The following is a 25,623-nucleotide window of genomic DNA, read 5'->3' as shown; positions in this document are numbered from 1 at the left end:
CTTAGCATACCACTTGCCTGCCAATCCCCGGCCGTTGTAGACTCTGGGCCATGCGGGTTAAGGCCCTCTTGGAGGAGGCGGTGCAGAAGGGCGTGGTCCCGGGGGTGGCCTTCGGCGTGGTTTTCGCCGACGGCCGCCGGGAGGCCTTCCACCTGGGCCTGGCCCAGCGGGAACCCGAGCCCGTGCCCCTCGAGGCGGGCTTCTACTTTGACCTGGCGAGCCTCACCAAGCCCTTGTTCACCCTGAAGGAGGTGCTGAAGGCGGTGGAGGAAGGGCTTCTGGACCTGGACGACCCCCTGGCCCAGCACCTTCCGGAGATGCTCTGGCTTAAGGACCACCCCCTGAAGGGGGTGAGCGTGCGCGCTCTTTTGGCCCACACTGCCGGCCTGCCCCCCTGGGAGGCCCTCTACACCTGGGGGGAGGGGGAAGCCCTCAAGGCCCGCTTCCTGCAGCACCCTTGGCCTTTGGGCGAGCCCGCATACTCGGATATCGGGTACATGCTCCTGGGCCTCCTCCTGGAGCGGGTGCGGGGGCGGCCCCTAAGGGACTTCCCCTTGCCCGCAGGGCTAACCTTCGCCCCTCCCCAGGAGCGGAGCGTGGCCACGGAGCGCTGCCCCTGGCGGGGGCGGGTGCTCCGCGGGGAGGTCCACGACGAGAACGCCTTTGCCCTGGGGGGAGCGGCGGGGCACGCGGGGCTCTTCGGCACCTTGGAGGGGGTCTTGGGGGAACTTGGGGCTATTCTCCAGGGCACCTGGCTTTCCCGGGCGGCCTTGGAGGAGATGCAAAGGCCCCACGGGGAAAGGCTCCTCTCCTGGGAGCGGAAGCGCCCGGGATGGCATGGGGGAAGCCTGGTTTCCGAGAGGGCTTTTGGCCATACCGGCTTCACCGGGGTGGGGGTGTGGGTGGACCCCGAGTGGGGCTACGCCTGGGCCCTCCTCACCAACGCCGTGCACCCTACCCGCCACCGGCCCTCCCTGGTGCCCTTGCGCCGGGCGGTGGGGAACGCCCTGGCCGCGGAGGTGGTATGACCGAGGACGTGGCCCGCCGCTACCAGGACCTGGACCTCTGGCCTCCCGAGGAGGTGCTCATGGCCCTCCTCGAGGCCCAGCTCCGGGCCGTGGCCGCCCTCTGGCCTGCCCTGCCGGCCTTGAAGAAAGCGGCGGTGGAGGCCGCCGCCCGCATGCGGCAAGGGGGGTACCTGGTCTACGCCGGGGCGGGCACCAGCGGCCGGCTGGCGGTGCTGGACGGGGTGGAGCTTTGGCCCACCTTTGGCTTCAGCCGGGTGCGCTACCTCCTGGCCGGCGGGGAAAAGGCCCTCCTGGAGGCGGTGGAGGGGGCGGAGGACGATCTGGAGGGGGGGCTGGCCCTGGGCCGCTCCCTGGGGGAGCGGGACGTCCTCCTGGCGGTGGCGGCAAGCGGCAGAACCCCCTTCACCCTGGGGGTCTTGAGGGGGGCCAAGGCGCGGGGGGCCCTCACCGTGGCCCTGGCCAACAACCCTGGGGCCCCCCTGCTGGCGGAGGCCCACCACCCGGTCCTCCTCCTCACGGGCCCCGAGCCCATCGCCGGGAGCACCCGCCTGGGGGCGGGCACCGCCCAGAAGGTGGCCCTGAACCTCTTCTCCACCCTGGTGATGGTCCTTTTGGGCCGGGTCTACGGCAACCGCATGGCCCGCATGCGGGCGCAAAACGCCAAGCTTAGGGCCCGGGGGGCGGCCCTGGTGCAGGAGCTTTCGGGGGTCAGTCAGGAGGAGGCCTTGGCGCTCCTCGAGGTCTACCCCGAGCCCGCCTTGGCCGCCCTGGTGGCCCTGGGCCTGGAACCAGGGGAGGCCTTGGCCCTCCTGGAGGCGAAGGGCGTGCGGGGAGCCTTGGCGGAGGTGGGGAGGTGAGGCTCTTGGCGCTGCTTGCGGGGATGGGCATGGCGGCGGCCCAGGCGGGGGCCTTCATGGTGGTGAGCTTTAGGGGGGAGGAGGTGCCGGAAAGGCTCCTCCGCGAGGTGCGGCCCGCGGGGGTCATCCTCTACCCCTCCAACCTGCGCCACGACCCCCAAGGGGTGGTGCGGCGGCTTCGGGCCCTGGACCCGAACCTCCTCCTCCTGGTGGACCAGGAGGGGGGGCCCTTCACCTCCTACCGGGAAGGGGTGGTGCGCTTCCCCTCGGCCATGGCCCTTGCCGCCAGCGGGGACGAGGGCCTGGTGGAGCGGGTGGGCTGGGCCCTGGGGTGCCAGGTGCGCCGCCTGGGGGCGGACGTGAACCTGGCCCCCGTTTTGGACGTGAACGTCAACCCGGACAACCCCATCATCGGCCTGCGCTCCTTCGGCGCCGACCCCGAGCGGGTGGCCCGCATGGGCCTGGCCTTTGCCAAGGGGGTCTTGCGCTCGGGGGCTAGACCTGTGGGCAAGCACTTCCCGGGGCACGGGGATACGGGGGTGGACTCCCACCTGGACCTGCCCCGGGTGGACAAGCCCAAGGAGGCCCTGGAGCGGGTGGAGCTCCTGCCCTTCCGCCGCTACGTGGCCGCGGGGATGCCCGCCCTCATGACCGCCCACATCGTGTTCTCCGCCCTGGACCCCAGGTACCCGGCCACCCTCTCCCCGGCCATCCTCACCGGCCTCCTCCGGAAGGAGATGGGTTTCCAGGGGGCCCTCCTCACCGACGACATGGCCATGGGGGCCATCAAGCGCCACTTTGGGGCGGGGGAGGCGGCGGTGCAGGCGGTGCGGGCGGGGGCTGACCTCCTCCTCCTGGAGCCGGAGGAGGGGGCCATCCGCGAGGTCCACGCCCGCCTGCAAAAGGCCCTGGGGAAGGAGATCCCCCTCGCCCGGGTGGAGGAGGCGAGGCGGCGGGCCGCCCTCCTGCGGGCGGGGAAGGGGGAGTGCCCCTTCACCCCCAAGGAGGAGGAGGCTTTGGCCCTCGAGGCCGCCCGCCGGGGGGTGGTTCACCGCTTCGGCCCCCTTCCCATCCCCGGCCGGGGCACCTTGGTCCTGGGCCTGAGGCTCTCCGAGCGCTACGGGGCCGAGCCCAGCCTGGCCGACCTCGCGCCCCGGTACCTTCCGGGAAGCTTCGGCCTGAACCTCTCCGAGGACCCCTCCCCTCAGGAGGTGGCCAAGGCGGTGGAGGAGGCCAAGAAGGCAGAGCGGGTGGTGGTCTCCACCCACCGCTGGCTCGGCCCCCTCAAGGAGGGGCAGAGGGCCTTGGTGCAGGCCCTTTTCGCCTTGGGCAAGCCCCTGTACGTGGTGGCCCTGGGCAACCCCGACGACCTGCGCTTCCTGCCCAGGCCCACCGGGTACCTCGCCACCCATGGCTACCGCGCGGTCCAGGTGCGGGCCGCGTTGGAGGCCCTCGCGGGGGTGTACGCCCCCTCGGGGCAATGGGTTTTTGGAGGTGAACCATGAGAAGGTGGCTGGTTGGCGTTTTGGCGCTCCTTTTGGGCCTGGCCTCCGCTCAGAAGCTGGTCTTGGCCAGCTGGGGGAGCCAGGAGGAGATCAAGGCCTACCAGGAGGTCCTGAAGGTCTTCCAGGAGAAAAACCCCGGCATCCAGGTGGAGTACATCAACATCCCCTCCGCCGAGTACCTGGCCAAGATCACCGCCATGATGGCCGCGGGCACGCCCCCGGACGTCTTCTTCCTCAACAACATCGACTTCCCGGGGATGGCCTCGAGGGGTGTCCTCGCCCCCCTGGACGCCTTCATCCAGCGGGATAAGTACCCCACCGCCGACATCTTCCCCGGCATCCTCAAGGCCTTCCAGTGGGAGGGGAAGCAGTACGGCCTGCCCCGGGACGTGTCCAACCTGGTGGTGTTCTACAACCGCGACCTCCTCAAGAAGGCGGGCCTCCCCGACCCCAAGCCCGACTGGACCTGGGAGGACTTCCTCCGCTACGCCAAGGCCCTCACCGTGGAAAAGGACGGCAAGCGGGTGCAGTGGGGGGTTTCCTTCCAGACCTTCTATCTCTTTTGGCAGCCCTGGGTCTGGTCCGCGGGCGGCCGCTTCTACAGCCCCGACCACACCCGCTTCCTCCTGAATAGCCCGGCTTCCCTGGAGGGCCTCCAGTTCTATCTGGACCTCCGCTACAAGCACCGGGTGGCCCCCACCCCGGAGGAGGCCCAGGACCGGGGCGCCTTTACCATGTTCCTGAACGGGCAGACGGGGATGATCGTGGACGGGCGCTGGCGGGTGCCCACCCTGAAGGCCCGGGCCAAGTTCGACTTCGACGTGGTGCCCTTCCCCCGGGGCAAGGCGGGGAGCATCGTGGATATTGACGGCTCCGGCTGGGTCATGGCCGCGGGTACCAAGAACCCCGAGGCCGCTTGGAAGCTCCTCTCCTTCCTGGCGGGCCCGGAGGCCAGCCGCATCTTCACCAAGACCGGCCTCATCATCCCCGCCCGGGGCGTGGACGTGAAGAACGTGGAAAAGAGCATCCAAAACCTCAAGGACTTCTTCGTGCCGCCCCCGCCCAAGAACCAGCAGTACTTCCTCACGGTGAACCGCACCGCCCGTCCCACGGAGACCTTTGAGCGCTGGAACGAGGCCTTGCAGCTGATCAACAAGGCGTTGGAGCCCGTCTGGCAGGGCAAGGCCGACCTCAAGGCCGCCCTGGACGGGGTGGCGCCTCAGGTGGAGAAGATCCTGGCCGAGGTCCAGGCGGAAAGGAAGCGGCGCTAGCCCAAGAGGCCAGGAGGTCCCGTGCGCGTCTACCACCGCTTCCCCCTCCTCTTCCTCCTGCCTTCCCTGGCGGGCTTCCTGGCCTTCAACCTGGGGCCCATCCTGGCGAGCCTCCTCCTCTCCTTCGTGGAGTACGACGGCCTGCGACCCCTCACCTGGCGCACCTTCCAGGAGAACTGGGTGGGCCTGGAGAACTACCGCCGCCTGCTGGCGGACCCCGTCTTCCACAAGGCCTTTTGGAACACCCTTTTCTACGTGGCGGTGGCCGTGCCCTTGGAGATCGTCCTGGCCCTCCTCCTGGCCTTGGGGCTGAACCGGCCCTGGCCGGGGGTGCGGTTTTTGCGCACCCTCTACCTCCTGCCCACGGTGACCAGCGTGGTGGCGGTGGGGCTCCTTTGGCGCTGGGTTTTGAACCCCACCGTGGGGCCGGTGAACCTCTTCCTGCGCTGGGTAGGGGAGAGGCTGGTTGGTCTTTTCACCCTCTTGGGCCTCGAGGCCCCCGGCTGGGCGGTGTGGCTGGCCCAGGAGGGGCCGGGGTGGCTTTCCGATCCCGCCTGGGCCATGTGGGGGGTGATCCTGGCCGCGGTGTGGGCAGGGGTGGGCCTCAGGATGCTCATCTTCCTGGCAGGGTTGCAGAACATCAACAAGGAGTACCTGGAGGCCGCCAGCCTGGACGGGGCCAACACCTTCCAGCGCTTTTTCTACGTGGTCCTGCCCCTCCTCACCCCCACGGTCTTCCTCAACACCCTTCTCGCCATGATCGGCGGCTTCCAGGTCTTCGGCCTGGTCTACACCATGACCGGGGGCGGCCCGGTGGACGCCACCAACGTCCTCATGCTCTACCTGTACCGCAAGGCCTTCGGCACCTTCCCCTTTGAGATGGGCTACGCCTCGGCCATCGCCTGGGTGCTCTTCCTGCTCCTCTTTGCCCTCACCTACCTGCAGTGGACCCTGAGGCGGCGCTGGGTGGTGGAGGAAGCATGAAGTCTTTGGCGAAGCTTTGGGATGCCTTCGTCTACCTGCTCCTTCTCCTTGGGGGGCTTTCCATGCTGGTCCCCTTCTTCTGGATGGTGTCCACCAGCCTCAAGGCCCCAGGGGCGGTCTTTGACCTGCCGGTGGAGGTCTGGCCCAAGGAGCTCCACCTGGAGAACTACGGGCGGGTGCTCACGAGCGTGCCCTTTGGCCGCTGGTACCTGAACTCCCTCGTGGTGGCCTTGGGCCTCACCCTCTTGAACCTGACCAGCGGGGCCATGGGGGGGTACGCCTTCGCCCGCTTCCGCTTCCGTGCTCAAGGGGCGCTTTTCCTCCTCTTCCTGGCCACCCTCATGATCCCGGTGCACGTCCTCATCATCCCCCTCTTCATCCTCATGCGGAACCTGGGCTGGGTGGACACCTACTACGCCCTGATCCTGCCGGGGCTCTTCGACGCCTTCGCCATCTTCCTCATGCGCCAGCACTTCCTGCACCTGCCCAAGGAGCTGGAGGAGGCGGCCATCGTGGACGGGGCAAGCCCTTGGCAGGTGTACTGGAAGGTGGCCCTGCCCCTGGCGGCCCCCGCCCTGGCCACCTTGGGCACCTTCACCTTCTTGGCGGGCTGGAACAGCTTCCTTTGGCCCCTCATCGTCACCAACTCCTTGGAGATGCGCACCCTCACCGTGGGCCTGGCGGTCTTCCAGGGGCAGTTTTCCACGGAGTGGACGGTGCTCATGGCGGGCCTCACCCTGGGTACCATTCCCCCCATCCTGGTCTTCCTCCTGGCCCAGCGCTACTTCATCCAGGGCCTCACCCTGGGGAGCCTGAAGGGGTAGGCCGTGCTGGACCCCCTCTTCCGCCAAGCTCTCCAGGAGGCCCTAGGGCGCTACCCCACCCCCTTCTACGCCTACGATTGGGGCCGAGTGGCGGCCCAGGTGGCCCGCTTGCGGGAAGCCTTCCCCTTCGCCCGGCTCTTCTACGCCCTCAAGGCCAACCCCCGCTTGGGGCTTCTCCGGCGGCTTCGGGCCCTGGGCCTGGGGGCGGAGGCGGTTTCCCTGGGGGAGGTGCTCAGGGCCTACCGGGCGGGCTTTCCCCCGGAAGGGGTGGTCTGGAACGGCCCGGTGAAGACGGAAGCGGCCCTTGCCGCCTTAGGGGAACGGGCCCCGGTGGTGGTCCTGGACTCGGAAGGGGATCTAAAGCGGGTCGCCCGCCGCCTCCCAGGGGCCAGGGTCCTCCTCCGGGTGAACCCCGACCTCCCCGTCCGCACCCACGGGCACCTGGCCACGGGCAGGGGGGAGAGCCAGTTCGGGGTGCTTCCCGAGGGGGTGCCCCGCCTGGTGCGCCTGGCCCGGGAGAAGGGCCTTCGGTTTCTTGGCCTCCACCTCCACCTGGGCTCGGCCCTCGAGGGGGTGGAGGACTTCCTCCAGGGCTACCGGGTCTTGGAGGCCCTTCGCCCGGAGGTGGGGCCGGTGGCGGTCCTGGACCTGGGGGGCGGGTTCGGCCTCCGCCTGGACCTGAAGGCTTTGGCCGGGCCCATGGAGGCGCTGGCCCGCCTCTACGGGGCCGAGGTCTGGCTGGAGCCCGGGCGCTACCTGGTGGCGGAGGCTGGGGTCCTGGTGGTGCGGGTGGTGGGGGTGAAGGCCACCCGGCGGCGCTACCTCCTCCTGGACGGGGGGATGACGAGCCTCCTGCGGCCTGCCCTTTACGGGGCCCGGCACCCGGTCCTGCCCCTTTACCCCAGGGAGGGCCGTGAGGCGGGGGTGTTTGACCTGGCGGGCCCGGCTTGCGAGGCGGGGGACGTCCTGGCCCGGGACGTGCCCCTGCCCATGCCGGAGGAGGAGGAGGCCTTGGCCTTCCTGGAGGCCGGGGCGTACGGGGCCAGCATGGCCCTCACCTACCTGGACACCCCGAGGCCCCTGGAGCTCCTCTGGACGGGGGAGGGGTGGGAGGTCTTGAGGGAAAGGGAGCCCCTGGAAGGGCTTTGGGAGGGGGAGTAGTTTCTCTCCGGTCAGTCGCCCAGGTGCTCAAGGCCCTTCACCTTGCTACCCGTCAGCCGGACCAGCCACCAGCCCTCTATCGGCGGCTTCCCGAGGGGGAGGCCCTTGGGAACGCCAAGCCAAACCCCGTGCTCAAAGCGGGCCACCACCAGGGTTTCCTGGCCGCCGCCTGGCCAGACCCGCCACAGGACTCCCTCCTTCCACCAGGCCCTCACGGGGCCCCGCCCCAGGCCCAGGGCCTCCCCCGGGCCTTGGTAGTAGGCCCAGTTCCCAGGGCTCACCACGGTCACGCTCGGTCCCTTAACCTGAACCACCATGCCCGGGACCAGGTAGGGCAGAAGCGGTGATTCCACCCTAAGGGCGCGGCCGGCCACCCAAAGGGTGGTGCCCTGCACCGCTTCCACCTGGCCGTAGAACACCGGGTCCTCCTTCCCCTCGGAAGCCCCTGGTGAGGTCTTCTCCTCCCCCTTGCGTTTCTTCTCCCCTTCTTCCCGCTTCTTCCCCTCCTTTCCTTCCTGGGAGTCGGCTAGAGCCGCGCCGGAAAGGAGGGAGAGGAGGAGCCCTAAGACCTCACGCCGCCGCATCTTCCCTCCGCGGAAGCCGTACCCGGACCCGCAGGCCCGGGTGGGCGTTGGCAAATTCCAGCGTTCCGCCCAGCCTGTGCACCACCTGCTCCACCAGGGCCAGGCCCAGGCCCAGCCCCTCGGGGCCGCCCGGGCCGCGGAAGAAGGGGCGGGTGAGGCGCTCCTTGTCCTCCTCGCGGACCCCTTTGCCGTGGTCCCGCACCTCCAGCACCACACTGTCCCCGTTGGGGAAGAGGCGGACCTCCACCGGCGGGGCGCCGTGGCGGAAGGCGTTGGCCAGAAGGTTGTCCACGAGTCGGTCCACCAGCAAAGGGTGGGCCAGAACCCAGGCCGGGCCCTGCAGAAGCAGGCGGACCCCCTTATCTTTCAAGGACGCCTCCAGGTACTCCGCCAGCTCCATGGGGGCCAGGTTGCCCTCCTCGGGTCGGGCCAGGGCCAGGAGGCCTTGGAGCACCGCCTCCATCCTGCGCAAAGCCCCCTCCATGTGGGGCAGGGCTTCCTCCCAAGGGATCAGGCCCTGCCTGGCTGCATCCAGCTGGGCGCGGAAGACCGCCAGGGGGATCCGGAGCTCGTGGGAGGCGTAGCGGGTAAAGAGCCGCTCCCGTTCCAGGGCACTGCGCACCGCTTCCACCAGGCGGTTGAAACCCCGGGTGAGGCGGGCAAGCTCCCGGTCACGCTCCAAGGGGAGGGGCTCGGGAAAACGTAGGGCCGAGAGGCTCTCCACCGCTTGCGAAAGCCTCTCCAGGGGCCGGGTAATGAACCCGGCCGTGGCGTAGCCCAAAAGGGCCGCGAGGAACAAAAGGGGCAAGAGGAGGCTCAGGCCGGCCCGCAGAAAAGCGCTCAGGGCCCGCTGGTACTCCTCCACCCGCAAGCTCACCTCTAGGTTGTAGCCCTGCCAAGAGGTGGACAGGGTCCGCCAGGTCCCGCTTGCCTCGGGGGCAAATCCTCCCTCCAGCACAGGCCTCTCCCCCTGCAGGAGCCGGAACCCGAAGACATAATGGGTGCCGAGGAAGATGTCCCCCTCGGCCAGGCGCGGCCCTTCCTGGGTGAGGACGAGGGCGCGACCCACACGCCCGGAAAGCTCCGCTAGGTCCTGGGCGATGTCCCGCTCCACCAGGTTGCGAAAGACCAAGTAGCCCCCCGCCAGGGAAAGGAGCCCGCTGGCGAAGGTGAGGAGGAAGAAGGTGTAGGCCAGGCGGATGCGTAGGCTCATGGCTTCCCCAGGCGGTAACCCCCGGGCACCCGCTCCACCACCCAGGGGGCGAGCTTCTGTCGAAGCTTTTGCACGTACACCCGCAACACTGCCTCGCTTTCTGCCCCAGGAAAAAGCCTTTCCAAGAGCTCTTCCCGGCTAAAGACTTTTTCTGGGTTCAGAGCCAGGAGTTCCAGGAGGGCAAAGGCCTTAGGGGAAAGGGCCACTTCCCGGCCCTCCCAGTAGACCTGCCGGGCGGCCAGGTCCACGGCCAGGGGGCCCCGCTCCAGCCTGCGCCCCTTGAAGTCGGCGCTGCGGCGGGCCAGGGCCCGCACCCGGGCCAGGAGCTCCTCCAGGTGGAAGGGCTTGACCAGGTAGTCGTCCCCGCCCAGCTCCAAGCCCTGCACCCGGTCTTCCAAGGCATCCCGGGCAGTGAGGAAGAGGATGGCCCCCCGGTAGCCCGACTGCCGGAGATTCTCGGCGAAGCGGAAGCCGGCGTCCTCTCCTTCGGGAAGCATGACGTCCAAAACAATGACGTCGGGCTCTCCCTCGGCCAGGAAATGGAAAGCTTCCTCCAGGCTTTCGGCGCCCAAGGCCTCGTAGCGCTCCCGCCGCAGAAGGGCCACCACCGGCTCGCGGATCCCGGCCTCGTCCTCCACCACCAAGATCCTCATGGCCGCTTCACATAAAGGGCCAAAGCCCCAAGGAGCCCCAGGCCCGAGAGGCTGAGGGGGGCCAGGGGTGGAGGGTTCCCCTCAGGTTCCTCCCCGGCCTGCCCACCCCCCGCCTCTTGCGGGTACCCGGGGTACACGTAGCCCTCCTCGTCCACCGTCTGCACCCAGCCCTTGCCCGCCCCTTCCAAGGACTCCTCCAGGTGCACCACCAGGCCTACCAGGCCGCTGGCGCCCACGAGAAGGAGGGCGGCTAGGGAGGGTAGGCGGAGCCGCGGTACCAGAAGCCCTAGGGCTGTGAGGCCTGCCCCCACTCCTGCGGCTACGGGGGCCAGCACCTGCAGCCCTTCCGTGTGCCCGGTGAGGAGGAGCTCGGCCAAAAGGGTCATGAAGCCCAGGGCTACCAGGAGGGCCACCAGGTCGGGGAAGCGCTTTTCCAAGAGTTCTCCCATGGCTTCGCCATTAGTCTTTTCCGCCCCAGGCCTCCCTGTCCAGCCCGTGGCAGTAGGCGCAGAAGTTGGCAGGGAGGACCGCATTAAAGGCCTTTTCGTCCTCGGGGTTTTGGATCAGGGCCAGTTGCGCCCTTTGGAAGGCTTGGACCAGGGCACGCTCCTGAGCGGTGAGGCCCGAAGCTCCCCGGTGGCAGGCAGCGCACTGCCTCGATCCCCCGTCTTCTGCTAGCTCTCCGTGACCAGAGGTGAAGTCTTGCCCGTGGTCTTTGGGGGCATGGCAGTGGGTGCAGGAGGCTTCCCCCTTGCGGCCGAAGGCGGTGAAGATGGGGGTGCTGAGTGGGCTCTGGTTTCCTGGCACGGAGGTGGGCCGGGTCTTACCGTCGTGGCAGGTGGCGCAGAAGCGGCCTAGGGAGGTGGCCCCGTGGGGCTCGAGGGCCGGGGTAGGGGCTAGGCTCTTCCACGTTTTGTTTTCGTCCAAGGCGGTATGGCAGCTCTCGCAAGTACTACCCTTTGCCCCCAGAGCGGCGAAATGGCGCTCGTGGCTAAAGACCACCCGGCTGACCTCCCGGGGGGTATACACCCGCACCAGGTCCTGCGGGGGTTGCCATTGCCGCTTGGGTTTAAGCCGCCCCTTTTCCAGCTGCACGTACTGCCCCGGGATGAGGGGCACCCCTGGCGGCAGCGGCGCGCCGTTGGAAAGGAGGGCTTGGCCCTTCTCCGCATCCCAGCGCACGTAGAGGTAGCGCTCGCCTTCGCCGGCCAGGGCCAGCCCCACCAGAAGAAGCCATCCGAGGCGCCTCACTGGGCCACCCCGTGCCCCTTGACCCGCACCATGACCCGGTCTTGCACCCGCATCCCCATGAAGGTGGGGGCCTTCAGCCCGTAGTCGCTCAGAAGGAGCTCGAACTCCCCTTCAAAGCTGACCCGCTTGCCCCCCTCCGCGAGGGTGTAGCGAAGGGGCCAGGCCACCTTTTTCTCTACCCCGTGCAGGCTGAGCGTGCCCTGCACCAGACCCTTTTGCGCGTCGTAGCCGGCCACGGTGAGGCAGGCCTGGGGATAGCGGTCCACCTGGAACATGTCGCGGGTATGGCGGTCCCTAAGGGGTTCCTTGGAGTCCCAGGCGGCGAGATCCAGGCACACCCTTCCTTGGAGCTGGCCCTTGGTGAGGTCAAAGACCACCTGCCCCTTCAGGGTAGGGTTGACCCCCTGGAAAGACCCCAGGGGCGCCCGAGCTTCGTACACGGCTTCCCCTTGCACCTGGTACCCGGTGGCCAAGGCCCATCCCAGTGTGAGAAGAAGCGTCATCCAGCGCATCTTCATCCACCTCCTCGCCTTTAGGCTAGAGCGTCTCCGTAAATCTTCCGTAAGCGAAGGGCGGGGTCAGTAGCCCCGCCCCCGAAAGGTTTCCTCTAGCGCCCTTTCAGCTCCACCTTGCTGGCCTGGATGGTGGTTCCGGAGAGGGTGCCCTTGACCTCCACCCGGTCGCCCTCCCGCAGGAGGGTAAAGAAGTCTACCCGGGTCAGATGCTGGTCGCGGGCCTCAAACTGGGTGCTGGGGGTGGTGGTCACCAGGTAGCCCAGGAGCTGGAAGGTGTAGGCGGTGCGGTCCACGGCGGCCACCGGGCCTTTCCACTCGGAGGTGTCGCCCCCGCTGCCGGTGCCCTTCACCTCCACCTTCACCGCGTAGTAGCGGCCCTCGGCGTCAGTGGCGGTGGGATCGTAGTAGACCTCCGCGTAATCGCCCACCCGGATATCCGCAGACGCAAGGGGGCCGTCGGGGTCGTCCCGCTTGAGGACGGTGTGGTCGTCCACGTAGAAGCGGAGGGAACCCAGCTCGAAGGTGCGGGCAGCAGGGTCGATGGCGGTGACCTGCCCCTTGGCGTCGGCCTTGGGGGGGCGGGAACTGGGGTACTTCACCTTCACCAGCTGGGCGTGGAAGAGGGTGGGGTCGCTGGCGTCCACCTGGCCCTTGGCCTCCACATAGGCCCCGTCAATCAAGATGCCCACCACGTTGGCGGCGCTATAGTCCACGGTGTAGCCAAGGAGCTGGAAGGTCTTTTGTGCGGGATCGAGCCCGAGGATGGGGCCTTCCAGCTCCACCCGCCTCGAGGCTCCGTACCTGCTATTCCCCGAAGTCTTAAACTCCACCTTGCTGGCCTGGATGGTGGTTCCGGAGAGGATGCCCTTCACTTCCACCCAAGCTCCATCTGCGGGCGTGCCCTCCACCCGGGCCCAGGAGTAGTCCACCAGGTACCCGTTCAGGAGGAAGGTCTTGGTCGTGGAGTCCAGGTCGGTGGCCTGGCCTTCCAGCTCCACCTCCTGGGTGGTTGCGGGGTAGCGCTCAATGTAGGTGGCCAGGACGCCGGAGTCCGTGGCGGTGCCGTGGACCTCCACCACGTCCCCCACCGCCAGATCCGCCAGCAGCAAGGTGCGGTAGGTACTCCCTGCCTTCTGGTAGATGCGGGTGCTGGCGTCGGTGAGCACCCGCTGCCCCAGGACCTCGAGGGTCCCTGCGGTGGTGTCCAGGGAGGTGATGGGACCCTTGAGTTCCACCTGCACCTCCAGGCTGGTCACCCGTACCGTGGAGCCCAGGTCTGTGCCCGAAACCTGGACCACCATGCCGGGGAGCAGGGTTCCGGCGAAGGCCTCCCCTTCCTTAGTGAGGTTAGCCCCAGCGGTGTCCAGAACCTTGCCCAGCAGGGTTGGCCGCTCCGGCGTGCCCCCCAACACCCCCAAGGCCTGGAACCCCTCTCCGCTTTGCGGCGCCAGCTGACAGGCGGCCAGAAGGACCAAGCCGCTCCAGAAGAGGGCGAGCTTTCTACCCATCCTCCACCTCCACCCACGAGGCTAAGCTTCGGCAGTAAACGGAGCGTAAACGCCCCCGGCCCGGGGGAGCCAGAGGGCGAACCAGGCTCCCCCCTCGGGGTGGTTGCCCGCCCGCACGCGGCCGCCCATGGCCTCCACCAGGCTCTTGGCGATGGCTAGACCCAGCCCGCTACCCCCACGGCTGCGGGCGGGGTCGCCCCGGTAGAAGCGTTGGAAGACCCGCTCTTCCTCTCCTGGTTTCAGGCCGGGCCCCGTGTCCCGCACCGCCAGGCGCACCTCGCTTCCCTGCGTCTCCAAGGACACCTCCACCCGCCCCCCCGGAGGGGTATAGCGGAGGGCGTTGTCCAGGAGGTTGTGCAGGACGCGCTTTAGGGCCTCCCGGTCCGCAAGGAGGGGTGGGGCGCTTCCCAGGACCTGGAGAGCCACCCCCTTGGCTGCCGCCTGGCCGGCGTAGCCCTCCAGGACCCCGCGCACCAGGTCCTGGGGGTCCAGGGGCTCAGGCGTAAGCCGCAGGCCCCCGCTTTCCGCCAGGGTGAGGAGTCGCAGGTCCTCCACCAGCCGCGCGAGGAGCCGCACCTCTTCCTGCAGGCGGCGGAGGTGCTCTGGGGTGCAGGGGAGGAGGCCGTCTTCCAGGGCCTCGAGGTCTCCCCGCAGGACGGTGAGGGGGGTGCGCAGGTCGTGGGCGATGTCCGCTAGAAGCCGCTTTTCCTCCTCCTCCTTGCGGGCAAGCTCCTCCAAAAGCTGGTTGAAGCTCTGGGCCAAGGCGGCCACCTCGTCCTGCCCCTGCACCTGGGCACGGCGGGTGCGGTCCCCCCGGCGGTAGGCTTCGGCGGTGCGGGCGAGCTCCCGCAGGGGCCGGACCAGCCCCAAGGCCAGGAAAAGACCTGCTCCCGTCCCCAAGAGGAGGGCGGCCCCCGAGGACACCGCCACGGACGACCGGAGCTCCTGGAGAATGCGCCGCTCCCTGAGGCCCGGCCGGGGGGCAAGGGGGTTGCCTGGGCCGAGGCCTAGGGCGAAGGCGCGCTCCAGGTGTCCGGAGGCGGCCCGGTAGGCCAGAAGCCCGGAAAGGCCCGCCACCAGGAGGGCCACCAGGGCCATGGAGAGGGCCAGGCGTCCGGTCAGGCTCAAGGTGCCTCCTTCAAGCGGTAGCCGTAGCCCCGCACCGTTTCCAGGAGCTCTGCGCAGGGGCCCAGCCGGGCCCGCAGGTTCTTCACGTGGGCGTCCACGGTGCGCGCGTCCGCCTCGGTGCCCAAAGCCTCCAAGACCTCTTCCCGGGTCAGGGCCTTCCCCGCCTGGGCCACGAAGTGGTAGAGGAGGCGCACCTGGAAGGGGGTGAGGGCCAGCTCTTGCCCGTGGCATCGGGCCCTAAAGGCCTCCAGGTCCACCTCCAGGGGCCCGGCCTGCACGTGGCTCGGGGGGCGCACCAGGCCCTGGGCCCGCCGGAGCACCGCTTTCACCCGGGCCACCACCTCGCGGGGGCTGAAGGGTTTCACCACGTAGTCGTCTGCCCCTAGCTCCAAGCCCAAAAGGCGGTCCACCTCCTCTGCCTTAGCGGTGAGGATGAGAATGGGGGTCTTGTCCTCCTGGCGGATGCGCTTCAGGACCTCGAGGCCGTCCAGCTTGGGCAGCATGAGGTCCAAAAGGATCAGGTCAGGGCGGGCCCGCCGCCAGAGTTCCAGGGCCCTTTCCCCGTCCCCTGCCCGTTCTGTGCGGAAGCCGCTCGCCCGCAGGTAGCGCTCCAGCGTGTCCGCAATCTGGGGTTCGTCCTCCACCACCAGCACCAGCTCCCCCGGCATACCCTTAGCGTAGAGCAAAGGGCCTCCCCCGGAGGGGGAGGCCCGGTCAACGGGGCTCACCGGCCCCACCAAGGGCCGAAGGGTCCGAAGCTACCGCCCTGCGGGAAGTAGGGGCAGGTGGGGTAGCCGGGTCCCTGGGGCGCCCCGGGGGCCACGGGCTGGCCGGTGCGTCGGCCGTAGGCCTGGGCGCCGAAAGCCGGGCCGTAGACGAAGCCCGCCACCGGCCCGATTTCCCGCTGGAGCATGGCCCGGACCAGGGCCTGGGTGCGGGTCTTCATCAGGGTGGCCTGGGCCTCCGTGAGGGCCCCTGCCTTCACCGCTTCATCAATGGCCGCGTTGCGCACCTGCGCCAGCTCTGCCTCCAGCTTGGCGGGGTCCACCCCCAGCTCCTGGGCGATCTGCGCCAGGGTCTTGCCCTGCTGGTGCAGGGCCACCAGCTCCTCCGGGGTGAGGCCCAAGAGGGAAGCCGCCTCGTCGTGGAGGGTGCCCGCCAGGCCCGCTACCACCCCTGCTTGGGGCGTGCCCACGCCGAAGCCGGCCCGAGGTCCATACGCCACCGCCAGCCCCACCGCTACCAGTCCTGCCAGAACCAACCAAGCCTTGCCTTTCATGGCCTTCTCCTTTCTGACCCTTCCCAGGGTCGCCCCCAGGGTAGGGGGGAAGAGGTGAAGGGAGAAGGCCTCCCGTGTGAACGTGTGGTGAACGACTACCCCTTCAGGAGGCCAAAAAGGCCCCAGTGCTCCCGGAGGAGCTCGGGGTGCCACTGCACCCCCAGGAAGAGGGGATGCCCCTCCAGGGCCACGGCTTCCACCAGCCCGTCTGGGGCTACCGCCAGGGGCTTCAGTCCTCTTCCCAGAGCCTTCAGGCCCTGGTGGTGGTAGGAGTTCACGCGGAAAGTTTCGGGGAAGAGCCAGGAGAGCGGGCCTGACGCCACCTGGCGGACGAGGTGGCCCAGGGCGGGCGGGGAGCTTTTCTGGTAGTGCTGCACCTCGGTAAAGCCCTGGGCCTCGAGGTTCTGGTAGAGCGTTCCCCCCAGGGCCACGTTCATCACCTGGATGCCCCGGCATACGCCCAGGGCCGGGAGGCCCTTCTCCGCGGCGTAGCGGGCCAGGAAGAGTTCGTGGGCGTCCCTCTCCGGGCTCACCTCCCCCAGGCGGGGGTGAGGCTCCTCCCCGTAGCGGGCCGGGTCCACGTCCCCGCCTCCGGGGAGGAGAAGCCCGTCCAGATGCGGCAGGATGCGCTCCAAAGCCTCCGGTGCCTGCGGCGGCAGGAGGACATGGGCCAGGCCCTGGGAGGCAAGGGCTTCCAGGTAGAACTCCAGGAGGCCCCAGAACCTCCGGTTCATGAGCACCTCGCTCTGCCGGTACTGGGTGGCGATGCCGATAAGGCGCATGGGGCCATCCTATACCAGGGGCTAAGACCCTGGAGGTCGTAAGCTCTTTAGGATGAGGGGGGAGTGACGTTATGCTGCTTTCCGGTCTTCTTTTGTGAGCCTGGACCTCTGCTGCCGGGCCCACTCGGGGGCCAAGCCAAAGCGGGGGAGATACCTGGGATCGACCCCGAGAAGACTGGCCATGGTACCAACTCCAGCGAGCCACAGGATGACGATGGAGAAGGGATCGTAGAGGCCACCGAATCCCTTGCCCAGGTAGCGTTGGGCCAGATAGCTTAGGCCACCCGGCGGTAGGCGGGGTAAACGGTGAGGAGGACAAAGAGCCCCAGGACCAGGTTGGCTAAAGGGGAGAGCATCCCTGCGGCGAGGAGAGCGATGCCCGGCTGGCGCAGTGGAAGAGAGGGGTAAGGACGCCATGCGAGAGCGCATGCCCTCTCTGTCCTTACCTGGTGGAGCAGGCTCCAGGCACGGGCCCTTACCTCGAAGGGCCGTGGCCCCTCCGTCCACGGGTAGCACCGTCCCGGTGATGTAGTCTGATGCGGGGCTACAGAGGAAGAGCACCGCTCCACCCAGCTCCCCCGGCCTTCCCGGGCGGCCCAGGGGCAGGGTGGCCTGGAGGTGGACCTCCACCCGGGGGAGGACCCTTTCCGTCATGCGGGTGGGGAAGAAGCCCGGGGCCAGGGCGTTGACGCGGATGCCGAAGCGGCCCCACTTCACCGCCAGGTCCCGGGTAAGGGCGATGACCCCACCCTTGGAGGCGGCGTAGCCCACCGCGTCCAGGACCTCTGGGGGCTCTCCTTTCAGTCCGGCCACGGAGGCGATGTGGAGGATCTTGCCGTAGCCCCGCTCCCGCATGCGCCGGGCGGCGGCGCGGCTGGCCAGGAAGGCCCCCACCAGGTTGACCTCCAGCACTTCCCGCACCTTCTCCACGGGCATTTCCCAGGAGGGGGCACCCCAGGAGATCCCCGCGGCGTTGACCAGGATGGTGAGGGGCCCGAGCTCCCGCTCCACCTGGTCCACCACCTCAAGAAGCCGCCCTTCGTCCCGGACATCCCCTTCCAGGTAGAGGGCTTCCCCCAAGTGCTTTTTGGCTTCCTCGAAGAAGCTGGCCCTCCGGGCCAGGACCGCCACCTTAGCCCCGGCCTCCTTGAGGGCCAGGGCGGCCTCGAGGCCCAGCCCCCGGGACCCCCCGGTTACCAGGGCCACTTTGCCGTCCAGGCGAAACTGCTCCAGGAACATCAGCCCCCCCCTTGGAAAAGGTCCTTGTACTGCTCCCTCAGGGCCCGCTTGAGGAACTTGCCCGCGCTGGTCCTGGGGATTTCCTCCACGAAGACGAAGGCGTCGGGGAGTTGCCACTTGGCGAACCCTGCCCGCAGGAGGTGCTCCCTAAGCTCCTCTTCCGTAGGCTTTTCCCCCCGGGGCACCACCACCGCCAGGGGCCTTTCCTGCCATTTGGGGTGGGGGATAGCCACCACCGCCGCCTCCTTCACCTTGGGGTGGCCCATGAGGGCGTTTTCCAGGTCCACGCTGGAGATCCACTCCCCCCCGGACTTGATGAGGTCCTTGAGGCGGTCCTTGATCTCCAGGTAGCCCTCCTCGTCCCAGGTGGCGATGTCCCCGGTGCGGAACCAGCCGTCCGGGGTGAGGGCGCTTTGGCTCGCTTCCTCGTTCCGGTAATACCCGCCGGTGATCCAGGAGCCCTTGAGCTGGACCTCCCCCATGGCTTTCCCATCCCTGGGCACGGGGCGGCCCGCGTCGTCCGCCACCCGTAGGCGCACCAGGGGGATGGGGAGGCCAGTCTTGGCCTTGAGGCCGATCTTCTCTTCCCAGGGCAGGTCCTCCAGGTGGCTTTTCACGAAGTTCTGCACCACCACCGGGGAGGTTTCCGTGAGGCCGTAGCCCTGGCGCACCTCGATGCCCATGCGCTCAAACCGTTCCACCAGGCTTCTCGGGGCGCCGCTACCCCCCACCACCAGGCGCTTCAGGGTCTTGAGGCGGTGGCCGGTGCCCTCCAGGTAGTCCGCCAGGGCCAGCCACACCGTGGGCACCCCAGCGGTGAAGGTGACCCCCTCCCCGTCAAAAAGCTCCACCAAGGAGGCGGGGTCCAGCCGCGGCCCGGGGAGGACCTGCTTGGCCCCCACCAGGGTGGCGGCGTAGGGCAGGCACCAGGCGTTTACGTGGAACATGGGGACCACGGGGAGGACCGCGTCCTTTTCCGAAAGGCCACTCCCATCGGGAAGGCCCGCGGCCAGGGTGTGGAGGACCAGGGCCCGGTGGCTGTAGACCACCCCCTTGGGAAGGCCAGTGGTCCCCGTGGTGTAGGCCATGCCGCAGGCGGCCCGCTCGGGCACCCGCACCGGGTCCACTTCCTCCCCCAGCACCTCCTCGTAGGCCAGATACCCTTCCGGCGCCTTCTCGTCCATCACCACCAGGTGGCGCACGGTCTTGAGCTCGGGCCTCAGGGTCTCCACCAAGGGGAGGAGCTGGGGGTCAAAGAGGAGCACCTTATCCTCCGCGTGGTTCAGGATGTAGGCGATCTCCTTGGGGGAGAGGCGGGGGTTGGCGGTGTGGAGCACTGCCCCCATTCCGGGGACGGCGAAGTAGGCCTCCAGGTGCCGGAAGTGGTTGAACCCCAAGGTGGCCACCCGGTCCCCCACCCCCACCCCCAGGGCCTTTAGGCCCCCCATGAGCCGCCGCGCCCGGCGGTAGACCTCGGCGTAGTCCGTGCGGTGGATCTCCCCCGTGGGGAGGCGGGAAACCACCTCCTTCCGAGGGAAAAGCTCCGCCGCCCGCTCCAGGAAGTCCCAAAGGTTCAGGTCCTTGTCCATCATGGTGCTGGGGAACATCCTTTGCCTCCTTTGGGGGCCAGTTTACCCCCCGTCCACCCGGTAGAAGGTGCCCTTGGCGAAGGCCACCCGCTCCCCCTCCAACCAGGCTTCTCCTGCAGCGTGAAAAAGCCTTTTTCCCGCGTGCACCACGAAGCCCCGGGCCAAAAGCACCCCCTCCCGCACCGGCCTCAGGTAGTTCACGGAGAGTTCGGCGGTGACCACCTTGACCCCCAGGCTCTCCACCGCCTGGCCAAGGGCGCTGTCCAGGAGGGCAGCCAGGATCCCCCCGTGCACCAGGCCTTGGCCCTGCAAGAACTCCTCCCGTACGGGCAGGAGGAGCTCGGCCTCCCCCCCTTCCCGACTTCGGACCTCGGCTTGGAACCAACGGGCGAAGGGGCTCAAGGCCGCCTCCGGATCAGGGTCACGAACTCCCCCTCTTGCACCACCTCGTCCCGCTGGTTGAGGACCCGGACCCGCTGGACCACCACCCCCCGGTCGGGCTTGCTGGTTTCGTGCTTCTCCACGATCTCGCTCTCCCCCCGGATGGTGTCCCCGATCAAGACAGGCTTGAGGAACTTATAGCTCCGGATCTCCATCCAGGCGAGGATACTTCCCTCAAAGTGCCCGCCTCGCTGCCGCAAACCGGTGAGCATGGCCAGGACCAGAAGCCCGTGGGCGATGCGCTGGCCGAAGGGGGTGTCCTTGGCGAACTCCGCGTCAGTGTGGATGGGGTTGTAGTCCCCTGAAACCCCAGCGAAGTTCACCACGTCCGCCTCGGTCACCGTGCGGGCTGGGGTGGTAAAACGCTGGCCTACTTGGAAGTCCTCGAAGTACATGGGCATCCTCGCACCTCCCTAGTGGCTGAAGGCCCGTATCCCCGTGAGGTGGGCCCCGATCACCAGTTTTTGGATTTCGCTTGTTCCCTCGTAGAGGGTAAGGATGCGGGCGTCCCGATAGAGCCTTGCCACCTCGTACTCCTCGAAGAAGCCGTAGCCCCCGTGGACCTGGATGGCCCGGTAGGCCACGCGGTTGGCGGCCTCGGAAGCGAAGAGCTTGGCCATGCTGGCCTCCAAGGTGTACCTCTCCCCCCGTAGCTTCTTGGCCACCGCTTGGTAGGTGAGGAGGCGGCTGGCCTCGAGGTCCACCTTCATCTCCGCCAAGTGAGCCTGGACCAGTTGGAAGGCAGCGATGGGCCGTCCGAACTGATGCCTTTCCTTGGCGTAGGCTAGGGATAGGTCCAAGGCCCGTTGCATCAACCCCACCGCTCCTGCCGCTAGGGAGATGCGCCCCGTGTCCAGGGTGGAAAGGGCGATCTTGAAGCCGTCACCCTCTCCTCCCAGGACCCGCTCCTTGGGGATGCGCACCCCCTCCAGGAAGATCATCCCCGTATCCGCCGCTTTCAGGCCCAACTTGCCCTTGAGGGGGGTGGTGCGCACGCCGTCTTCCCGCTCCGCCAAAAAGGCGGTGATGCCCTTGTTGCCCTTTTCGGGGTCGGTTTTAGCAAAAATGAGAAAGACCTCCGCCACGTTGGCGTGGGAGATGAAGGTCTTCTGCCCTTCCAGTACATAGTGGTCCCTTTCCCGGTAGGCCCGGGTCCGCAGGCTTCCCGCGTCCGACCCGGCTTCGGGCTCCGTGAGCCCGTAGGCGCCAAGGACCTCTCCGCGCGCTAACCTGGGCACATACCGTTCCTTCTGGTCCTGGGTGCCGTAGGCCAGGAGAGGGGTGAGGACCAGGCTTTGTTGCACCGAGAGGATGGAGCGTAAGGAGGCATATCCGCCGAGCTCCTCCAGAAGGGCGATGTAAGCCCAGAAGTCCAACCCGGCTCCCCCTAGCTCTTCGGGCACGAAGACCCCCAGGAAGCCCAGCTCGCCCATGCGCCGCACCAGGGGCCAAGGGAAGGCTTCCCTCGCTTCGTATTCCGCTAAGGCCGGTTCCGCTTCTTCCAGGAAGCGCCGGGCCAGTTGACGGATCTCCTTGTGCTCAGGAGGATTCATCTTCTAACCCCTTTAGGATGAGTTCAAAGTAGAACCGGGCCACCTCCTCCGCGCGCAAGGGCCCCCCGGGCCGGAACCAGCGGATCATCCAGTTGAGCATGGAGAGGATGGCCCGCCCGGCGAGGGCCACGTCCACCTGGCGGAAGGCCCCTTCCTCCATTCCCCAGCGCAGGATCCGGCGCAGGTTGCCCTCGTGCCGGTCGCGCAGGGCTACCGTCTGGGCCCGCCGTTCGGGGGAGAGGCTTTGGATGCCCTGGAGCATGGTGACGAAGAAGGGGTAGTTCTCCTCAAAGAAGCGGGCGTGGCCCTGCATGAAGGCGAGGAGAGCCCTTTTGGGGTCGGGCTCCTCGAGGGCCCTTTCCCCGGCCTCCACTAGGCCCCGCAGGGCCAGGAGGCTCACCTCGTAGAGAATCTCCTCTTTGCTGCGGAAGTAGTGGTAGAGGGCGGCCTTGGAAAGCCCCAGGACCTCGGCCAGGTCCTGGACGCTGGTGGCCTCGTAGCCTTTTTGCGTGAAGAGCCTTGCGGCCTCCTCGAGGATGCGGTCTCTTGTCGTGGTCAGCATAGCTCACCGACCGGTCGGTAAGCTCACTGTAGTTTTAGAACCAGGGTTCGTCAAGCGCTTCTGCTGGGAGATATGGCACATGCGAGAGCATCGTGAAGTAAGTCACGAGACATCCCAGCAACGCCCCTCAGGATCTGCCTTAAAGGAACAAGCGCTAAAGTAAGCTTCATGGACCTCACCCACTACCCCTACCCCTCCCGCCGCCATGTGGTGCTGGGCCGGCGGGGCGCGGTGGCCACCAGCCAGCCCCTGGCGGCCCTGGCGGGGATGGAGATGCTCCTTAAAGGCGGAAGCGCCGTGGATGCGGCCATCGCCATGGCAGCCTGCCTCACGGTGGTGGAACCCACCTCCAACGGCATCGGGGGAGACCTCTTCGCCCAGGTGTGGGACGGGAAGCTGCACGGCCTGAACGCCTCGGGGAGGAGCCCTTTGGCCCTTACCCCGGAAAGGGTGCCGGAGGGGGGGATGCCGGAGCGGGGCTGGCTCCCGGTGACGGTGCCGGGGGCGGTCTCGGGGTGGCGGGCCCTGCACGAGCGCTGGGGGAGGCTTCCCTTCGCCGAGGTGCTGGCCCCGGCGGTCCGCTACGCGGAGGAGGGGTTCCCCGTGGGCCCGGAAACGGCCCGGGCCTGGCGGCGGGCGGAGGGGGTCTACCTGCCCCTGCAGGGCCCCGAGTTCCGCCCCTTCCAGGAAGTGTTCTTTCCCGGGGGCCGGGCCCCCCGGGCGGGGGAGGTATGGCATAGCCCCCTCCACGCCCGCACCCTGCGGGAGATCGCGGAAAGCTACGGGGAAAGCCTCTACCGGGGCCCCTTGGCGGAAGCCATGGCCGGGTTCAGCGAGGCCACCGGGGGCCTTCTGACACGGGAGGATCTGGCGGCCCACCGCCCCGAATGGGTGGAACCCCTGGCCTACACCTACCGGGGGCTCACGGTGCACGAGCTTCCCCCCAACGGCCAAGGCCTCGCCGCCCTCTTAGCCTTGGCCCTCCTGGAGGGGTTCGACCTCAGGCCCGAGGACCCTTTCGGCTACCACCTGCAGATCGAGGCCATGCGCCTGGCCCTGGCGGACGCCTTCCGCTACGTGGCCGACCCCAGGTTCTTGGAGCTTCCTCCCCAGGCCCTCCTGGCCGCAGACTATGTGGCCGAACGCCGGAGGCTCATTGGGGAGCGGGCCCTGCCCCAGGTCCTCCCGGGGCTTAAGCCGGAGGGAACCGTGTACCTGGTGGTGGCGGACGGGGAGGTGATGGTGTCCCTCATCCAGTCCAACTACCAGGGCTTCGGCTCGGGGGTCCTCATCCCGGGTACAGGCATCGCCCTGCAGAACCGGGGGCTGGGCTTCTCCCTGGAGGAAGGCCATCCCAACCGGGTGGGGCCGGGGAAACGGCCCTACCACACCATCATCCCCGGCTTCCTCACCCAGGAGGGGAAGCCGCTGGGGCCTTTTGGGGTGATGGGGGGGTTCATGCAGCCCCAGGGGCACGTGCAGGTGGTCCTGGCCCTGGCCCAGGGCCTGAACCCGCAGGCCGCCTTGGACCGACCGCGGTGGCAGGTGGTGCCGGGGCGGGTTGGGGACGAGGTGCTGCTGGAGCCCGGCATTCCCCAAGCCACAGCCCTCTTCCTCAAGGACCTCGGGCACCGGGTGCGTTATGAGGCGGAGTACGGCCTCTTCGGGCGGGGCCAGGTGGTCCTGCGGCATAGGGAAGCCCTCCTGGCCGCCTCTGACCCGAGGGCTGAAGGGCTAGCCCTTGCCTGGTAGGGGAGACGCATCCGCCACGGCCTGGGGTGGGTTACCACCTGGCTGGGCCACCGTCTGACCTACTGGGGGGTTGAGGTGAACCTTAGCCCCCTGGGGAAGCCCCTGCTCTTTCCCCTTGGCCTCCACCATCACATCGGCGGGGCTAGGCAGGGCAGCCAGGAGCCTCTCCCAATCCTTCTCTGCCACAGAGAAGGCGTGGGCCCCGGGGCGCCTTGCGAGGTCCTGGCTGGCCAGGTGCACCTTGGGCCTGGCTCGCCAGGTGGGGAAGGTCAGGTGGAGGGCCTCCGCCAGGGAGAGCCGCCCGGGGTTTAGGGCATGGTGCAGGGTGTCCACCACCACCGGCACCCCCAGGAACTCCGAAGCTTTCAGCACTTGCTCCGCGTCCCAAAGCCGCTCGTCGTTTTCCAGGGCCAGGAAGCGCAAAACCTCCCTTTCCCCCCTGAGGTTTTCCACGAAGCGCCTAAGGGCCCTTTCCCGGTCCTCGTAAACCCCGCCCAGATGGAGGACCAAGACCCCGTCCTCCGCACCCAGGAGGCTCAGCACCCGGGCCGAGTAGCGGAGCTCGGCCAGGGAGCGCTCCACCACCTTTGGGCTTGGGCTTCCCGGGTTCACGTATTGCCCGGGGTGCATGGAAAGCCGCTGGCCCAAGGCTTTGGCGAGGGCCCCAAGCCGCCCAAGTTCCTCTCCATGGGCCTTCTCCCAGTCGTAGGGGAAGAGGGGGTGGGAGGCGAAGGGGATGAGGTGCTGGCCGATGCGGAAAAGGCGGAAGCCCGCCTCGGCGTTCCAGCGCAGGATGCGCTCCAGGTCCTTCAAGTTTTCCGCCACCTTGACCCGCACCTTTTCCTCGGTGAGGGAGGCCAGGCGGAGGGTGTGGTTGGTGCTGGCCTTGAGGGTCAGGTTCTCGCAGGGGTAGCCCAGGCGGATCACCGCCGCACCTCCGCCTCGATATAGACCTCCACCTCATCCCGTACCTCCAGGAAGAGGAAGCGGGGACGTTCCAAGCCCCAATGGGAGAAGCGGGTGCGGAAGGCGCCCCGGAAGCGGCCCCTTTCGGGCGGGCCTAGGAGCTCGCCTTCAATGCGCACCGGCAGGCGCCTGCCCGCCAGTTCCAGCTCTCCTTCCACCACAAAGCGGCTTCCCTCGTAGCGGGCCCTTTGGGGATAGAGGCAGGCCTGAGGGTAGCTCTTAGCCTTGAGGATCTCCAGGGCCTTCTTGTCCCGCTCGGCTACCCCCGAGTCCCAGGCGGCCTGCTCCAGGCACACCCAGCCCGAGGCCTGCTCGCCATTCCAAAAGACCTCCCCCCGGGCGGTGAGGTTCCGGCCCTCCCAGCTTCCCAAGGGGTAGAAGCCCCGGTAGCGGGCCTCCCCCTCCACCCGGTAGGGGGCCTGGGCCAGGGCCAAAAAGGGGAGGAGGAAGGGAAGAAGCCGCCTCACGGCCTAAACCTCCAGCGCTCCCCCAGGGTGGCGAAGTCGCGGAAGCCCAGGAAGAGGATGGGCCGCTCCTTGGCCTCCTGGGAGCCTTCCACGTGGACCACGTCCCCCAGGAAGAGGGCATGGTCGCCTTCCAGGGGAAGCTCGCCCACCTTGAGCTCGTACACCGCCAGGGCCCCTTCCGGTACCTGGGTGTGCTCCAGTTTCCTCGCCGGGCGCAGGGTCACCCCCAGCCTTTCCGCCTTGCGCACCTTCCGCCCCGAGAGGTAGCCGGAGCGCACCACCCAGCCCCGGGCCTCCCAGGGGAGGAAGGCGAGGGCGGCCTCCCCCAGCTCCCGCAGGAGGGTGAGGGTGTGGTTTTCCCGGTCCATGGCGAAGAGGAAGCGGAAGGGCTTTTTGGACACTGGGGTCCACCAGGCCATGGGCATGAAGTTTGCCCCCACGCACAAGAGGGCCAGGCGCATGGGGTAGAAGAAGGCCCGGTAGGGGGCTTGAGGGGTTTCCTGCTCCATGG

The 25,623-nt window shown here is 68.3% G+C and carries 27 protein-coding genes and 1 pseudogene; 8 read left to right on the top strand and 20 right to left on the bottom strand.

The annotated features are described in order from the left end of the window. Positions 1-50 precede the first annotated feature (50 nt). The 7 genes from L1088_RS04315 to lysA are packed head-to-tail and all read left to right on the top strand — an operon-like array spanning position 51 to position 7,630. Positions 51-1,028 carry a serine hydrolase domain-containing protein gene (locus L1088_RS04315; protein WP_234553878.1) on the top strand — a complete coding sequence of 326 codons (978 nt, stop codon included), beginning with the start codon at positions 51-53 and terminating at the stop codon, positions 1,026-1,028. Next, positions 1,025-1,885 carry an N-acetylmuramic acid 6-phosphate etherase gene (locus L1088_RS04310; protein ID WP_234553877.1) on the top strand — a complete coding sequence of 287 codons (861 nt, stop codon included), beginning with the start codon at positions 1,025-1,027 and terminating at the stop codon, positions 1,883-1,885. Before L1088_RS04315 ends, L1088_RS04310 begins: the two co-directional genes overlap by 4 nt. Continuing rightward, a complete protein-coding gene (locus L1088_RS04305; RefSeq protein WP_234553876.1) occupies positions 1,882-3,390 on the top strand; it encodes a glycoside hydrolase family 3 N-terminal domain-containing protein in 1,509 nt (502 codons plus the stop codon). The genes L1088_RS04310 and L1088_RS04305 overlap by 4 nt, the downstream gene beginning before the upstream one ends. Then, a complete protein-coding gene (locus tag L1088_RS04300) occupies positions 3,387-4,661 on the top strand; it encodes an ABC transporter substrate-binding protein (protein WP_234553875.1) in 1,275 nt (424 codons plus the stop codon). The genes L1088_RS04305 and L1088_RS04300 overlap by 4 nt, the downstream gene beginning before the upstream one ends. Before the next feature lie 21 nt (positions 4,662-4,682). Next, positions 4,683-5,645 (top strand): carbohydrate ABC transporter permease, encoded by a 963-nt coding sequence (locus L1088_RS04295; protein ID WP_234553874.1) that lies wholly within the window; start codon positions 4,683-4,685, stop codon positions 5,643-5,645. After that, the gene (locus L1088_RS04290; protein WP_234553873.1) at positions 5,642-6,469 is read left to right on the top strand and encodes a carbohydrate ABC transporter permease; all 828 of its coding nucleotides are present in this window, start codon (positions 5,642-5,644) and stop codon (positions 6,467-6,469) included. Before L1088_RS04295 ends, L1088_RS04290 begins: the two co-directional genes overlap by 4 nt. 3 nt (positions 6,470-6,472) lie before the next feature. Next, positions 6,473-7,630 (top strand): diaminopimelate decarboxylase, encoded by a 1,158-nt coding sequence (lysA, locus tag L1088_RS04285; protein ID WP_234553872.1) that lies wholly within the window; start codon positions 6,473-6,475, stop codon positions 7,628-7,630. An 11-nt stretch (positions 7,631-7,641) separates the two neighbouring features. On the opposite strand, the gene L1088_RS04280 is transcribed toward lysA, so the two are convergent. The 17 genes and pseudogenes from L1088_RS04280 to L1088_RS04200 form a co-directional block, all read right to left on the bottom strand. Further along, positions 7,642-8,214: a hypothetical protein gene (locus L1088_RS04280; RefSeq protein WP_234553871.1), complete on the bottom strand. Its 573-nt coding sequence runs from the start codon at positions 8,212-8,214 to the stop codon at positions 7,642-7,644. Continuing rightward, positions 8,201-9,427: a sensor histidine kinase gene (locus L1088_RS04275; protein WP_234553870.1), complete on the bottom strand. Its 1,227-nt coding sequence runs from the start codon at positions 9,425-9,427 to the stop codon at positions 8,201-8,203. The genes L1088_RS04280 and L1088_RS04275 overlap by 14 nt, the downstream gene beginning before the upstream one ends. After that, positions 9,424-10,080 (bottom strand): response regulator transcription factor, encoded by a 657-nt coding sequence (locus L1088_RS04270; RefSeq protein ID WP_234553869.1) that lies wholly within the window; start codon positions 10,078-10,080, stop codon positions 9,424-9,426. Before L1088_RS04270 ends, L1088_RS04275 begins: the two co-directional genes overlap by 4 nt. Further along, positions 10,077-10,529 carry a hypothetical protein gene (locus L1088_RS04265; RefSeq protein ID WP_234553868.1) on the bottom strand — a complete coding sequence of 151 codons (453 nt, stop codon included), beginning with the start codon at positions 10,527-10,529 and terminating at the stop codon, positions 10,077-10,079. Before L1088_RS04265 ends, L1088_RS04270 begins: the two co-directional genes overlap by 4 nt. 10 nt (positions 10,530-10,539) lie before the next feature. Then, a complete protein-coding gene (locus tag L1088_RS04260) occupies positions 10,540-11,331 on the bottom strand; it encodes a cytochrome c3 family protein (protein WP_234553867.1) in 792 nt (263 codons plus the stop codon). Continuing rightward, positions 11,328-11,843 carry a YceI family protein gene (locus tag L1088_RS04255; protein ID WP_234553866.1) on the bottom strand — a complete coding sequence of 172 codons (516 nt, stop codon included), beginning with the start codon at positions 11,841-11,843 and terminating at the stop codon, positions 11,328-11,330. Before L1088_RS04255 ends, L1088_RS04260 begins: the two co-directional genes overlap by 4 nt. Before the next feature lie 95 nt (positions 11,844-11,938). After that, positions 11,939-13,354 (bottom strand): DUF5666 domain-containing protein, encoded by a 1,416-nt coding sequence (locus L1088_RS04250; RefSeq protein ID WP_234553865.1) that lies wholly within the window; start codon positions 13,352-13,354, stop codon positions 11,939-11,941. A gap of 21 nt (positions 13,355-13,375) precedes the next feature. Further along, positions 13,376-14,482, bottom strand: a complete 1,107-nt coding sequence (locus L1088_RS04245; RefSeq protein WP_234553864.1) for a sensor histidine kinase — start codon at positions 14,480-14,482, stop codon at positions 13,376-13,378. Beyond that, positions 14,479-15,150 (bottom strand): response regulator transcription factor, encoded by a 672-nt coding sequence (locus L1088_RS04240; RefSeq protein WP_234553863.1) that lies wholly within the window; start codon positions 15,148-15,150, stop codon positions 14,479-14,481. The genes L1088_RS04245 and L1088_RS04240 overlap by 4 nt, the downstream gene beginning before the upstream one ends. 56 nt (positions 15,151-15,206) lie before the next feature. Beyond that, positions 15,207-15,761 (bottom strand): helix-turn-helix domain-containing protein, encoded by a 555-nt coding sequence (locus L1088_RS04235; RefSeq protein WP_051913552.1) that lies wholly within the window; start codon positions 15,759-15,761, stop codon positions 15,207-15,209. Positions 15,762-15,856: 95 nt separating this feature from the next. Continuing rightward, a complete protein-coding gene (locus L1088_RS04230; protein WP_234553862.1) occupies positions 15,857-16,543 on the bottom strand; it encodes a gamma-glutamyl-gamma-aminobutyrate hydrolase family protein in 687 nt (228 codons plus the stop codon). 483 nt (positions 16,544-17,026) lie between these two features. Then, positions 17,027-17,782 (bottom strand): annotated as a pseudogene (locus tag L1088_RS12530) (SDR family oxidoreductase); the annotation flags it as partial. Next, positions 17,782-19,389, bottom strand: coding sequence for a long-chain fatty acid--CoA ligase (locus L1088_RS04220; protein WP_234553860.1), 1,608 nt, complete (start codon positions 19,387-19,389; stop codon positions 17,782-17,784). The pseudogene L1088_RS12530 and the gene L1088_RS04220, both read right to left, overlap by 1 nt. Before the next feature lie 24 nt (positions 19,390-19,413). Beyond that, on the bottom strand, positions 19,414-19,773 hold the full coding sequence (locus tag L1088_RS04215) for a PaaI family thioesterase (protein WP_234553859.1): 360 nt from the start codon (positions 19,771-19,773) through the stop codon (positions 19,414-19,416). Then, a complete protein-coding gene (locus L1088_RS04210; protein WP_038046424.1) occupies positions 19,770-20,213 on the bottom strand; it encodes a MaoC family dehydratase in 444 nt (147 codons plus the stop codon). Before L1088_RS04210 ends, L1088_RS04215 begins: the two co-directional genes overlap by 4 nt. Before the next feature lie 12 nt (positions 20,214-20,225). Then, positions 20,226-21,365, bottom strand: coding sequence for an acyl-CoA dehydrogenase family protein (locus tag L1088_RS04205; RefSeq protein ID WP_234553858.1), 1,140 nt, complete (start codon positions 21,363-21,365; stop codon positions 20,226-20,228). Further along, positions 21,352-21,927: a TetR/AcrR family transcriptional regulator gene (locus tag L1088_RS04200; RefSeq protein ID WP_234553857.1), complete on the bottom strand. Its 576-nt coding sequence runs from the start codon at positions 21,925-21,927 to the stop codon at positions 21,352-21,354. Before L1088_RS04200 ends, L1088_RS04205 begins: the two co-directional genes overlap by 14 nt. A gap of 168 nt (positions 21,928-22,095) precedes the next feature. Between L1088_RS04200 and L1088_RS04195 the strand changes: the two genes are divergently transcribed. Next, a complete protein-coding gene (locus L1088_RS04195; protein WP_234553856.1) occupies positions 22,096-23,679 on the top strand; it encodes a gamma-glutamyltransferase family protein in 1,584 nt (527 codons plus the stop codon). Here L1088_RS04195 and uvsE read toward each other — a convergent pair. From uvsE to L1088_RS04180, 3 genes are read right to left on the bottom strand one after another with little or no spacing between them, the layout of a single operon-like run. Next, positions 23,662-24,606, bottom strand: a complete 945-nt coding sequence (gene uvsE, locus L1088_RS04190) for a UV DNA damage repair endonuclease UvsE (protein WP_234553855.1) — start codon at positions 24,604-24,606, stop codon at positions 23,662-23,664. The two genes, L1088_RS04195 and uvsE, sit on opposite strands and share 18 nt — an antisense overlap. After that, the gene (locus tag L1088_RS04185) at positions 24,603-25,112 is read right to left on the bottom strand and encodes a YceI family protein (RefSeq protein WP_234553854.1); all 510 of its coding nucleotides are present in this window, start codon (positions 25,110-25,112) and stop codon (positions 24,603-24,605) included. Before L1088_RS04185 ends, uvsE begins: the two co-directional genes overlap by 4 nt. After that, the gene (locus L1088_RS04180; RefSeq protein WP_234553853.1) at positions 25,109-25,621 is read right to left on the bottom strand and encodes a flavin reductase family protein; all 513 of its coding nucleotides are present in this window, start codon (positions 25,619-25,621) and stop codon (positions 25,109-25,111) included. The genes L1088_RS04185 and L1088_RS04180 overlap by 4 nt, the downstream gene beginning before the upstream one ends. Positions 25,622-25,623 lie beyond the last annotated feature (2 nt).

The organism is Thermus caliditerrae (assembly GCF_021462525.1).
GTDB classification, from domain to species: domain Bacteria; phylum Deinococcota; class Deinococci; order Deinococcales; family Thermaceae; genus Thermus; species Thermus caliditerrae.
Note: the sequence above shows the minus strand (reverse complement) of the source record. Positions and strands in the feature narration are given on the sequence as shown.